The organism is Francisella-like endosymbiont, assembly GCF_003069505.1.
Taxonomy (GTDB): domain Bacteria; phylum Pseudomonadota; class Gammaproteobacteria; order Francisellales; family Francisellaceae; genus Francisella.
This window is the reverse complement of the sequence record NZ_QAPC01000001.1, coordinates 91,974-104,774: the sequence shown is the minus strand read 5'-3', so window position 1 is coordinate 104,774 and position 12,801 is coordinate 91,974. Positions and strand designations below refer to the sequence as shown.

Genomic DNA, 12,801 nt, shown 5'->3' with positions numbered 1-12,801 from the left:
CATAACTAGGCACAAATAATAAGTAAAAAATAAGCCAAGGTAAAGGCTACTAATAATGTTGTCATATTCTTGTAAAGACACTAATAACAAAAAGCTTAGCAACAACTATATCATTAAGCCCTTCATAGATATTATTCATAACTTCTTGAGATGTTTTAGTATAATGTTTAATTTGATCAAGTTTTACAAGAATATTAGTTGCTCACTCATATTTTGATAGTTAGTTCGTTGAAGTATATGTATCATAGATAAAAAAACTGTAACTAATAAAATAACTAAACATATAAATATAACAAGTATTTTCCAAGTAAAATCAGATGCTAACTTCTCAATATAGTCAAAAAAAGGTTTTAAAATTATTTAAAGAATTAAGATTTAACTTCAGTTATAATAATATTATATCACAATATAAAATAGCTAACTTTAAAAGCTAACATCATTCATTTTGTTAAGTTTTCTAAAGATTATTTTTATAAAAATAGGGACAAAAGCCATTACTCCTAAAAAAGCCAAAGCTAAGATAAACTTAGTATCAATAAAGTTTTCTTTACTTCCTTGAATTACAGCCTCTTTAAAGTGTACTCCAAACCAGACATAAATAAATGTCACAGGTATGATACCAATTAAAGTAGTAAAAAAGAAAATACTATTTTTAACCTTTAAGATACCTGCCAATATATTTGGTACAAAAAAAGGTATTGGCAATAGCCTTGCGACAAAAAGTATAGTTATAGGGTAATTCTCTACTAAAGATTTAAATTTAGAGACAATTTTATATTTTGGATTAGTAGTAGATGTTTCACCCCAATATTTTATAAATAAAAAAGCTAGCATTGCCCCTACAGTAGCTGCAAATAGACAAACTATAAAACCCCAAGCCAATCCAAATAAAAGACCTGCTAGTATCTTCAAAAATGGTTTTATAGGCACAGAAAAAAACACTGTTAAAATATAAATACAAGCATAGCTAAAACAAGCTAAAATAATATCCTCATCAACATAAGCATTCGCCCTAATATACACAAGGTTAAGCTTATCTAGATCAAATATTTATAACCATTGAAGCCTAAAAACAACAAAACTCCAAAACTCAAAAAGAATATTAAAAATAGTTTTTTAATAAGTAAGGGGTTTTGATGTTTCACTTAGATTTTTAAAAAAATTATTTTAGACAATACAATAAATTAAGCTAAAGCAGCTTTTGCTTTTTCTACAACAGCAGTGAAAGCATCTTTGTTATATACTGCTAATTCAGCCAATGCTTTCCTGTCCAGCTCAACACCAGCTTTGTTTAAACCATTGATTAATTGGCTATAGCTGATATTGTGTTGTCTAGCAGCAGCATTAATACGAATGATCCATAAAGATCTAAATGTTCTTTTCTTAATTTTACGGTCTCTATAAGCGTATTGACCTGCTTTAATCACAGCTTGCTTAGCTACTCTATATACTCTAGAACGAGCACCGTAGTAACCTTTAGCTTGATTTAAAACCTTCTTGTGACGTGCGTGTGCTATTACGCCTCTTTTTACTCTTGACATAATTTAATCTCCACTTTAAAAATTGATAAACAAACCTATGCATAAGGCATTTGTTGAACTAAGCTAGCAGTATCAACTTTAGCTACTTGGTTTATACTTCTTAAATGACGCTTTCTCTTAGTTGTCATTTTAGTGTTGATATGAGCACGGTTTGCACAACGGTGTTTGAAACCACCCTTACCAGTCTTTTTAAAGCGCTTAGCAGCACCACTTTTAGTTTTTAACTTTGGCATATTTAAATACTCCGCATTTTGTGATTAGTTGTTATATTTATTTTCTACTTTTTTTTTGGTCCTAAAACCATAATCATTTGACGACCTTCCAGTTTAGGTTGGTGTTCCATCACACCATGTTCAGCAGCATCATTTGCCATACGCTGAAGCATTTCCATACCTAGCTCTTTATGTGACATTTCTCTACCCCTGAATCTCAATGTGACTTTTACTTTATCGCCTTTCTCAAGGAATTTTATCAGGTTGCGTAGTTTTACCTGATAATCCCCTACATCAGTCACAGGTCTAAGCTTTACTTCTTTTACCTGTGTCTGTTTTTGGTTCTTTTTAGCTTGTGCTTTTTTCTTTCCTTGTTCAAATAAGTACTTACCATAGTCCATCAAACGACAAACAGGTGGATTAGCATTTGCTACCATTTCAACCAAATCAACACCAGCCTCTTCAGCCAATGCTAAAGCCTCATTGATAGATACAACACCTATTTGTTTACCATCAACACCCACTAGACGCACCTCTTTTGCTTTAATTTGCTCATTTATAGGTATTTTTTTATCAGTTTTAATAATCTTTTCCCTCCGCAGAAATTATTATTCTTTAGCTTGTATTTGCTTATCTAAAAAAGCACAAAAATCACCTATAGACATCCGTCCTAGACCTTCACCATTATGCTTTCTTATTGTGATAATCTTTTGATCTTGCTCATTTTTACCAAGAATAACAAAGTACGGCACACGCAAAAGAGTATGCTCACGTATTTTAAACCCAATTTTCTCATTTCTCAAGTCTAATTTAGTGCGAACACTACTTTTTTCAAGTGTTGTAAATACTTCTTGGCAATAGTCATCTTGGTTATTACTGATTCCCATCACAGCTACTTGCACCGGTGCTAGCCACAATGGTAAATTTCCAGCATAGTGCTCAATAAGCATACCGATAAATCTCTCCAAAGAACCAACAATTGCTCTGTGCAACATAACTGGTACCTGTTTCTCACCATTTTTATCGATATATATAGCACCTAGTCTTTGTGGCATTGAGAAATCTAGCTGTATAGTACCACACTGCCAGCTTCTTCCAATTGCATCTTTGAGATGGAACTCAATCTTAGGACCATAAAACGCACCCTCACCTGGAAGTAGTTCATAGCTAACATTATTTGTATCAAGAGCATTTTTGAGCATCTGTTCAGATTTATTCCAAGTTTCATCATCTCCTATCCTGTTTTCAGGTCTAAGAGCAATCTTGACAACAAAATCATTAAAACCAAAATCTTTGTATACTTCAAAACACTGCTGTACCATCAAAATAACTTCTTCTTCAACTTGCCCCAGTGTACAGAAAATATGCCCATCATCTTGAGTAAAACTTCTCACTCTTAGTAGCCCATGCAACGATCCAGATGGTTCATTTCTATGTACTATACCGAACTCAGTCATTCTTATAGGTAGATCTCTATAGCTATGCAGCTTTGTGTTATAGACCTGTACACAAGTAGGACAGTTCATCGGTCTAATAGCAAAATCTCTATTCTCAGATTTTGCTGCAAACATATTCTCAGCATACTTAGATGCGTGACCAGACTTTTGCCATAAGCGAAAATCTGCAATAAGTGGGGTTCTAATCTCACTACAACCATATTTATTATTAGAAGCACGCATATAGTCTTCTACTTGGCGCCAGATCCTTACGCCATTATCATGCCAAAATGCTATACCTGGTGAGTCTTCTTGGAAATGAAATAAATCGAGAACTTTACCAATTTTTCTATGATCGCGTTTTTCAGCCTCTTCGAGTATATTTAAATATTGCTCCAAGTCTTCTTTAGTTGCCCAGCATGTACCATAGATTCTAGTCAGCATCTCATTATCAGAGTTGCCTCGCCAGTAAGCACCTGCCAACTTTGTTAGCTTGAATGCTTTTAGTACTGAAGTATTTGGAATATGAGGACCTCTACACAAGTCACTAAAATCACCTTGTGTATATATTTTTACTTGCTCATCAGCGATACTATCAATGATTTCGACCTTATAGTTCTCACCTTGAGCTTTAAAAAATGCAATTGCTTCAGTTTTAGGAACTACTCTATAACTAACTGGCATAGACTTCTTTGCTAGTTCTTTCATTTTCTTTTCGATAACCAGCAATTCTGCTTCACCTATCGGCTCTTTGAAAGAAAAATCGTAATAAAAGCCATTATCAACTACTGGACCTATTGTTACTTCAGTACTTGGATATAATTTTTTGACAGCATGAGCTAAGAGATGGGCACAAGAATGTCTTAGAGTTTCAAGACCTTCTGGATCTTTTACTGTTATCAATCTTAATTCACAATCATTATTAATCTTATCTTTTGCATCTTTGAGCTGATTATCAATATATGCAACTATTATAGTTTTAGCTAAGCTTGGAGATATTGATTTAGCAACATCTAAAGAATTAACACTCTTTTCAAACTCTCTTATCGAACCATCAGGAAATCTAATATTTATCATTTATAGTATACTTAATTTTTATATTTGTTAATGAAATCCACATATAGCATATATTATATTGTATGGCTATAATTATGTAAATTATTTATAAAAAATGTTGAAATATTTACAAGCAAATGAATCTGTGATCAACTTTATATAAAGATCTTATATAAGTTATCAAAAGTAATAAGAAATAATTATATAAGATATGAAAAATTATCAAAATGTCAATATATTTCCCTCAAAAATAATAATATTAATTAAATATTAATCATATGTTTATTATTCTGCTAAAAATCATGTACTTAGCTTAAAAACAACCTTTCAACAACTATTTTAGATATAAAGCAAAGCTATTTTTACCATTTTGGATTCTTAAATAGAATTGGTATGATTAAATCTACAGATAGTTTATTTACTAGCTGTGTTTTTTAAACAATATAGATAAGGAATCTTATCATGAAACTAAATAAAATTACATTACTAACTGGCTTAGCATTTATTAATTAGTTCAGAAGCATATTCGTATGGCTATGCCGAAAACCCTGCTTCTCGTGTATTACTATGTAAAGAAGGTAAAAATAAAAATTGTGGTTCAAGAGCTCAATATGAGCCTCAATCAATAGAGCAAGCCGGTGAGCTATTTAATTTAGGTGTTTTAGATAATAATATCGGAAGCGCAGATGTAGCTGGTTTTGGCCTTTGATGAGCAAAAACAAAGCCGTTGAGCAAAAACTGTTGTTCAACCTGGACAACATTTAAAGATTAAATGGCAATTTATAGCCAATCATAAACTAAGCATTTTAAATTCTATATAACTAAGTCTAACTGGGACTCTGATAAACTACTAAATCAAGATATCTTTGGAGAAAAACCTCTAAATTGTTATGATCCTCAGCCAACTTGGGTAGCACCTAACCAACCACCTAAAGATGGTCTGACATTTACATGTACAATACCAAATAGGTTAGGTTATCAAATCATTATGGCTGAATGGGATGTTGATGACACCAGGATGAGTTTCTATCTTACTAGACTTAGATTTTACAACTAGCAAGCCAGCTTTGACTATAATTCTACCTGATGGTTCTAGCAGTAATAATAATGGTTCACAACCGTCTGGAACACCAACATACGATCCTACTAAATCATATCCAACACCAGAAACTGAAATAATCTTTGAAGGCAAAGTTTATCAAAACAAATGGTATGTAAACCCAGGTCAACAGTTGAGTGTTGAACAATAGGGATCTTAGTCATTTATAAGAGATCACCAACAGCAAAATAATCCTTCTGATAAATTCCCTCTTGAAGCAACAAAATTCACGATAAATTTACTAAAAAAATTAAAGAAGGTGATAAGATCACACTACAAGTATTCAAAGATGGCACTATTACAGATTACCCATTACTTACAGTTCCTAAAGCAATCAGTACAAATGATTTGTTCTTAGAACTTACTGAAAAAATTAATAAAATTAGGATCGAGTATCTTAGTAACCAGATTATTGCTGGTGTTAAAGATAGTAATAATACAAATCCCTAATAGCAATGCTATATATATCTATCAAACAGTAGATAAACCATATGATGAGATTAGCTTTTACTATCATTAGGCTAGCCAAAACCTAAAAAATGATCTTCATTTTATGGATTTCAAAGATCAGTACAATATTAGTTCGAATGAAAAGCTTTATATAAACGCAAAAATAATGTCTCATAGCTCTACAACTGCTAATGTAACAGTAGTTTTGTAAAATCAAAATGGTAATCAAGTTTATAGAAAAGCAGATATTGAGATTTCACCTATGGATACTTATGGTCTAGCTTTAGAGATTGATAATATCAAAGCTGGAAACTATAAACTTATTAATCTCAAGTGAACTTGCTGAAGCAAAAGCTTGGCAGAAGGATATAAACATTAAAGTTGTAAGTTCAGAGATAGCTGATGATAATGATAATCCTCCACCAACAAACCAAGATGTTAATGTTAGTATTGAGTCAAATACACCTTATTATCAAGTCAACTCAAATGATTCTGTAATTACTAGAGCATGGTTAGTAGTAGTCTTGGTAATATTAACTTAGCTAATTATCAAGTAACGATTATTCTTTGGAATAAAACTCACCAAGCTAGTGTTCTGCTTATGTAAAATGTCCACTTCCTAAAAATAACCAAATAAGTGCTACATATTTGGTTAACGGTGATTTAAATAGTGTCACTTGCCGTATCAAATAAGCACTAAAATAAAAAGTATGCTGAATATAATTTCAGCATACTTTTAAATTCTATATTTTGATATAACAATATTAAAAAGATTTGATTAATTATTTAGTCTATCAAAATCAACATTATATAATACATCCATAGTAATTAGTATTATAAAGTCGCTGATAGCCATTCATTTTAGCAATACATTTATTATCGTATCCTTTATTACATTTTTCTAAGTAATATTTACAAAAATCTACAGATATCTTGGTATATATCTCATACTCTATACCTTTTTTTAGGTTATATATCTTATAGTATATTAAGATATACTTCTACAGCAAAACTAGATAATGATAAAAAAATTAAAATACAAATTAATAAAACTCTAGCTAACATAGTTTTGGTAGTCTTGAGGATTTATTAGGCTCTTAAGCTCTTCTAGATTAGCTATTTCAATTTCAAATATCCAGCCTTTGCCATAGCAACATTGGTTTATAAGTTTTGGTTTATCTAATAATTCTTGATTTACTTTTGCAACTTTTCCAGATAACGGTGTGTAAATATCAGATGTGGTCTTTACTGATTCTATGACACAAATCTCATCGTCTTTGGCATATTCTTGACCAATTTTAGGTAGATCAACATAGACAATTTCACCAAATTTATCTTGAGAGTAATCATCTATACCCACTCTTGCAATATTACCTTTAACCTCAACCCATAGGTTAGAATCTGTATATAAATAATTTTGATTTATTTCAGTCATAATTCCTCTTAAATAAAACTCTACCTTTATTTTAGCTAATAGAATGATAATAGCATAAAAATCCTTTAAAATTAATTTGTAAAAATAAAAGTTCATGATGTAAATATGAGTCTAGAAAACAAAAACATAATTATAACAGCTGGTGGAACAGGTGGTCATATATACCCAGCACTGGCTGTAGCTGAATTACTCAAGCAAAATAAAGCCAATGTAACTTGGGTTGGTACTCCTAATAGTATGGAGACTACAATAGTTCCTTACTATTTTAATATCCAATATATTAAATCATCAGGTGTTAGGAGAAAAGGAATTATGAAAAAGATTACTTTTCCGATAAAGCTTGCTTACAATACCTTAAAATCTCGTACTCTATTAAAAAAACTTAAGGCAGATCTGGTCATTGGTTTTGGTGGTTATGTTTCTGGGCCGATATGTCTAGCAGCTGCACAAATAAACATCCCAATAATCATCCATGAGCAAAATGCAAAAATTGGCCTAACAAATCGTATATTAGCTAAACTTGCAACAACGATATGCTTAGCTTTTGAGATCGAAAATCTCCATAATCAGTTTAGTTCTAAACAATTGGCAAGAACAAAAATTGTCGGTAATCCAGTTCGTAAAGATATTGTTGCGCTTAATGATAAAACAAAAAAATACACTGACTCATCAACATTAAAGATATTAGTTCTAGGTGGTAGCCAAGGCGCTAAAGCAATAAATGAAATCATTCCCAAATTAATTCAAAAAGCAAGCGAGCAAGGCATAAATATAAAAATCTGGCATCAAACTGGTAAACTATCATTCCAAGCAACTAAAGATGCTTATAAAGATATATCACAAAACCATATCAAAGATATAGCTGCTTTTATAGATGATATGGCTACAGCATATAATTGGGCTGATTTGGTAATTTGTCGAGCTGGTGCACTGACTGTATCAGAATGTGCTATTGCTGGGCTACCAGCTATATTTATCCCATTACCATCAGCGGTTGATGATCATCAGTTTTTTAATGCTCAAAATATAGTGAATAATAATGCTGGCTTTTGTTTAAGACAACAACAGATGACTTTAGAAAATTTACTCGCTATAATAAAGCCTCTTAATCAAGATAAATTTAAACTTGAGCAAATGTCACAAATGGCAAAAAAAACATTGATAAAAAACTCAAGTGAACAAATATTAGATTGTGTAAAAGAAATTTTAAACAACAAGTAAAGGATTCAAAATGAACTTTGATATGTCAAAGCTAATGCAACAAGCACAGAAAATGCAAGAACAAATGAAAAAAGCTCAACAAGAGCGTGAAAATATGCAGGTAATTGGTGAATCTGGTGCGGGTCTTGTTACGGTAATAATGACAGGTAAATATGATGTCAAATATGTCAGTATCGATAATTCGCTTATGTCTGAAGATAAAGAGATACTTGAAGATTTAGTTGCTGCTGCTGTCAATAGCGCTGTAAAAAAAGTAGAAGAAAATTCAGCAGTATCCACAGATATCCATAAGATGGCAAAAGACGCAGGTATTGACTTACCTAGTGGTATTAACTTTCCTTTTAAATAATGACTAGTAAAATTTTTTCTTCAAAAATTACTGCTGTAATAGAATCTTTACACAAGCTTCCAACTATAGGTAAAAAAACATCTCAAAGACTTGCTCTATACCTGCTAGACAAATCACCAGAAACAGCTGTTACTATTGCTAATTCTCTTTTGGATGCTAGTGCAAGTATCAAAAAATGTAAATATTGTCAAGCACTTACTGAGAATGATGTTTGTAATATCTGTAGTAACACTAATCGAGATGACACCAAACTATGTATAATAGAAAGTATGTTTGATATGATTGCTATTGAAGAAGCTGGAATCTACAGAGGTAAGTATTTTATTTTAAATGGTAGAATTTCTCCATTAGATGGTATAGGTCCGAGTGAATTAAAGCTAAACATTTTAGAACAAATTATCACCGATAGAGAAATTGATGAGGTAATTCTTGCAATTAGTCCTACTGTAGAAGGTGAAACAACAGCTCACTTTATTTCACAAATGATTGCTAAAGATATAAAGATCTCTCGCATAGGTTTTGGTGTACCATTTGGTGGTGAACTAGAATATTTAGATCAGCAAACTTTACTATATGCCTTTAATGCAAGAACTAATATTTAATAATAATTTACTTATTAAGTATTCTTTCGATATTTAAACAAACATCTAAATTTCTTACTAAACGGATTAGTAAGTATAATTTTTGCCTATTTCTAACTACCACTACACAAGCAAGTTTGGCTTGTTTATTATCTACAGACATCATATCAAAACTTCTAATATCAACACCCTCTCGTGCTAAAGTTGCTGTTATCTTCGCTATCGAACCAGGAATATTTTTGAGTGTAACTGCAAGCCTAGCTTTAAAACTAGGATCATCATCACTATTTGTGAACCAATCAGCTTGAATCTCTTTAGTCTGACCGTCTTTAAGTTTTGTATATAATTCATTACAACTTTTCCTATGAATCTCGACATTGCCTTCCTCGTTGACAATTCCAATTATTTCATCATTTGGCAGAGGTAAACAACAATCAGCAATACGAGGATCATCACCATATCTGATTTGTAGCTTTGATAATGATGATTTTTTATAAGCATTGCGCATGCCATCAAAATGCTTAACAATAAAATCAATAAAGTTATTTGGATCAATAAGACCTAAACCAGTATCTAAATAAAAACGATTTATTGTATCTATTCCTTCATAATTGAATAATGCTCCATCAACAATTTCACTTGGAACTTCTCTTAGTTCAACACCTAAAAGTCTAAGCTCACCTTCAACTATATCCTTACCGCGAATATAATCAATATTACGATATTGCTGTTTCAAGAAGTCTTTTATAGCTGATTTAGCTCTATTAGTCTCGACAAATTTCAACCATGCTGGGTTAGGATCGGCAATCGCTGAAGTAATAATCTCAACACTATCACCTTGCTTTAACCTATAGTTAAGTGGAACAATCTTGCGGTTTACTTTAGCTGAGATACATTTATTACCAATATCAGTATGTATATAATAAGCAAAATCAATACAAGTTGAATTTACAGGCAGCTCGACAATCTCCCCTTGAGGAGTAAATACAAATACATCATTATTAAAAATATCTGTTTTGACATTTTCTAAAAACTCTACTGAACTAGCAGTATATACATTGATATCAGAAATCTTCTTAAGCCATCTTTGTAATGCTTTATCAGTTTTCTCACCTATTTTATAACTCCAATGAGCTGCAATACCATATTCAGCTTGACGGTCCATTTTCTCTGTTTTTATTTGAATTTCTAAAGGTATATTGTATGGTCCTAAGACAACCGTATGTAACGAACGATAGCCATTTGCTTTTGGAGTTGCAATATAATCTTTAAATTTTTGTGGTATTGGCTTATACAATTCATGAACTCTACCTAGGGTAACATAACAATCTATTCTATTAGGGACAATAATCTTATAAGCATACATATCCATAATTTCATCAAAAGATATACCTTTTTTACGCATCTTGTTATATATACTATACAAGGTTTTCTTACGTGCTTTGATATCTTCTGATGAGACTAAATCATCAAGTTTTTCAGCTAAGGCCTCTTTTACCTCATAAAAGACCTTTTCTTTATTTTTTTCTACTTTTTTTACTTTTTCTTCTAAAATATGATAGCGATAAGGATACATACCCTCAAATGCTAAAGTTTCTAACTGCTCTTTAAGAGTATTTATACCTAATCTATGAGCAAGAGGTGCAAACACATCTAAAGTTTCCTTAGATATTCGACGCTTTTTCTCAGGTTTTAGTGGCGCTAATGTACGCATATTATGAAGCCTATCAGCTAGCTTGATAAATATTACACGGACATCTTTTGTCACAGAAAGTAGCATTTTACGGAAATTTTCTGCTTGTTGTTCTGCTCTATTTTTATGCCTTATTTGAGTAAGTTTAGTCACTCCCTCAACAAGTTGGGCAACTTTTTCACCAAAAAGATTGATAATATCCTCAACGGTATATTCAGTATCCTCAACAACATCATGCAATAAAGCTGCAATAATTGTATCAACATCCATCCTAAGCTCAGCAAGTATACATGCTACAGTAACAGGATGGGTAAAATAAGGCTCTCCAGAACTTCTAACCTGGGTTTCATGAGCATCAGCACCAAATATAAATGCTTGAGCAATCTTTAACCTTTCTGCTTCAGGAAGATATTTAGAAATTAATTGATTAAGGTCATAGAAACAAAACATATTTAGCAAAATATTTTTACAATACCTAATTAAATGATAAATTGAATCATAGATCAAAGCAATTTATAACTACTTTGTTTTGAAAGAAATTAGATATTTTCTTGAAATAATTGCCATAAATATTACCAAACCAATATCAATAACAAGTAAGATAGCTGCTAGCATAGTATTATATTTTTTCTGTGCAAAAATAGCACCATGACCCGGTGGTGTTACACTGCTAGGATTATAAACCATACCATATTTTTTAATTATACTTGAGTTTATGTCCCTGACATTAATAACTGGTACTCCTTCTTTTAAGAAATCCACAGCCACAGAATTAACTGTTTTATATTCTGGAGGTAAACTCTTAGTCACTCCAGTAGGAAAACTAGGTAACTTTATAATACTCTCATCAGCATTACTAGTACTAGATTTTTTAGATTTTTTATTATCCTTAATATCTACATCTGATGATTTAATTTGTGGATGTTTTAGCCCGATCGAAGCCATGTTACCACCAACATTTATATAAGCTTTAATTTTATCGTCAGCACCTGTGGCCTCTTTGTACATTTTTATACGCGTTGCAATAGATGTATTTGTTGCATGCTTGTATGGAATATTAATGACTTTATAACCATTCCTTTTTATTGCATCATTAAGTTTTAAGATAGCTCCTGGAGTCATTCCATAACCATTATCATGAGAACCACCTAAAGTAATACCTAAGATATCATAATCAAATATACCTTTCTCGACAAGATTATGATATATATCAGGCCAAGTAAAGCCTGGTCTATTTGCACCAAATTGTGATGCCCCAGCAGAGAATATAATTAACAGCTTAAGTTTCAAGGTCTTAATAGCTGCCAACATCGCTGTATCTAAAGCTGGATACGATCCAGTTGCTTGTATAGCTACTATATCACCTTCTTTAAGATCAAGTTCGCTTAACCATTCAACAAATATTGCTGCCATATTTGGATTAACCGAAGATCTCTTTGCATAAAGATCACCAGAATCTGTAGTTATCTCAGTCATTGACAGACCAATCAATCCAGTACAAGAAACATCGCCCATTGTCTTACACAGATAACCTTTTGACATAAAAAAGTATTGTGTCAATGCAAATGCATCATCAGCTAATTCGGCAGCTACAAGCTTTTGTGTATAACCTTTTGTTTCATCAACTAGATTCTTCTCAACTATATATAAAGATATAATCATAAATGCGCTTAAAAACACTATTATATAGCGTGATAAAAATTTACGGTGCCAATACATCGTTTTCAC

12 protein-coding genes and 3 pseudogenes are annotated in these 12,801 nt (G+C 31.7%); 5 read left to right on the top strand and 10 right to left on the bottom strand.

What is annotated here, in order from left to right; all coding sequences use genetic code 11:
- Positions 1-423: 423 nt before the first annotated feature.
- From C9379_RS00630 to thrS, 5 genes and pseudogenes are all read right to left on the bottom strand, one after another.
- A pseudogene (locus C9379_RS00630) lies at positions 424-1,145 on the bottom strand (TVP38/TMEM64 family protein).
- Between the two features lie 39 nt (positions 1,146-1,184).
- Positions 1,185-1,541 (bottom strand): 50S ribosomal protein L20, encoded by a 357-nt coding sequence (gene rplT / locus C9379_RS00625; RefSeq protein ID WP_143385120.1) that lies wholly within the window; start codon positions 1,539-1,541, stop codon positions 1,185-1,187.
- A gap of 35 nt (positions 1,542-1,576) precedes the next feature.
- Positions 1,577-1,774, bottom strand: a complete 198-nt coding sequence (rpmI, locus tag C9379_RS00620) for a 50S ribosomal protein L35 (RefSeq protein ID WP_143385121.1) — start codon at positions 1,772-1,774, stop codon at positions 1,577-1,579.
- Positions 1,775-1,818: 44 nt separating this feature from the next.
- Positions 1,819-2,355: a translation initiation factor IF-3 gene (gene infC, locus C9379_RS00615; RefSeq protein WP_143385122.1), complete on the bottom strand. Its 537-nt coding sequence runs from the start codon at positions 2,353-2,355 to the stop codon at positions 1,819-1,821.
- 6 nt (positions 2,356-2,361) lie between these two features.
- Positions 2,362-4,266 carry a threonine--tRNA ligase gene (gene thrS, locus C9379_RS00610; RefSeq protein ID WP_143385123.1) on the bottom strand — a complete coding sequence of 635 codons (1,905 nt, stop codon included), beginning with the start codon at positions 4,264-4,266 and terminating at the stop codon, positions 2,362-2,364.
- 487 nt (positions 4,267-4,753) lie between these two features.
- Here thrS and C9379_RS08615 point away from each other — a divergent pair.
- Positions 4,754-5,302: pseudogene (locus tag C9379_RS08615) on the top strand (lytic polysaccharide monooxygenase).
- Here C9379_RS08615 and C9379_RS08610 read toward each other — a convergent pair.
- On the bottom strand, positions 5,216-5,437 hold the full coding sequence (locus C9379_RS08610; RefSeq protein ID WP_425536919.1) for a hypothetical protein: 222 nt from the start codon (positions 5,435-5,437) through the stop codon (positions 5,216-5,218). The pseudogene C9379_RS08615 and the gene C9379_RS08610 overlap by 87 nt on opposite strands.
- Positions 5,438-6,084: 647 nt before the next feature.
- Here C9379_RS08610 and C9379_RS08605 point away from each other — a divergent pair.
- Entirely contained in the window at positions 6,085-6,336 is a 252-nt protein-coding gene (locus C9379_RS08605; RefSeq protein ID WP_425536905.1) for a hypothetical protein, read from the top strand.
- 236 nt (positions 6,337-6,572) lie between these two features.
- On the opposite strand, the pseudogene C9379_RS00600 reads toward C9379_RS08605, so the two are convergent.
- Positions 6,573-6,859, bottom strand: a pseudogene (locus C9379_RS00600) (hypothetical protein).
- Complete coding sequence (gene gcvH, locus C9379_RS00595; RefSeq protein WP_143385124.1) at positions 6,849-7,229, bottom strand: glycine cleavage system protein GcvH; 381 nt, start codon at positions 7,227-7,229, stop codon at positions 6,849-6,851. The pseudogene C9379_RS00600 and the gene gcvH overlap by 11 nt, the downstream one beginning before the upstream one ends.
- A 105-nt stretch (positions 7,230-7,334) precedes the next feature.
- Here gcvH and murG point away from each other — a divergent pair, with 105 nt between their 5' ends.
- The 3 genes from murG to recR are packed head-to-tail and all read left to right on the top strand — an operon-like array spanning position 7,335 to position 9,401.
- Complete coding sequence (murG, locus tag C9379_RS00590) at positions 7,335-8,450, top strand: undecaprenyldiphospho-muramoylpentapeptide beta-N-acetylglucosaminyltransferase (protein ID WP_143385125.1); 1,116 nt, start codon at positions 7,335-7,337, stop codon at positions 8,448-8,450.
- Between the two features lie 10 nt (positions 8,451-8,460).
- A complete protein-coding gene (locus C9379_RS00585) occupies positions 8,461-8,799 on the top strand; it encodes a YbaB/EbfC family nucleoid-associated protein (RefSeq protein WP_143385126.1) in 339 nt (112 codons plus the stop codon).
- A complete protein-coding gene (gene recR / locus C9379_RS00580) occupies positions 8,799-9,401 on the top strand; it encodes a recombination mediator RecR (protein WP_143385127.1) in 603 nt (200 codons plus the stop codon). The genes C9379_RS00585 and recR overlap by 1 nt, the downstream gene beginning before the upstream one ends.
- Before the next feature lie 7 nt (positions 9,402-9,408).
- Here recR and C9379_RS00575 read toward each other — a convergent pair whose 3' ends face one another.
- Positions 9,409-11,523, bottom strand: a complete 2,115-nt coding sequence (locus C9379_RS00575) for a RelA/SpoT family protein (protein WP_318263397.1) — start codon at positions 11,521-11,523, stop codon at positions 9,409-9,411.
- A 69-nt stretch (positions 11,524-11,592) separates the two neighbouring features.
- The gene (gene pgsW, locus C9379_RS00570; protein ID WP_143385129.1) at positions 11,593-12,801 is read right to left on the bottom strand and encodes a poly-gamma-glutamate system protein; all 1,209 of its coding nucleotides are present in this window, start codon (positions 12,799-12,801) and stop codon (positions 11,593-11,595) included.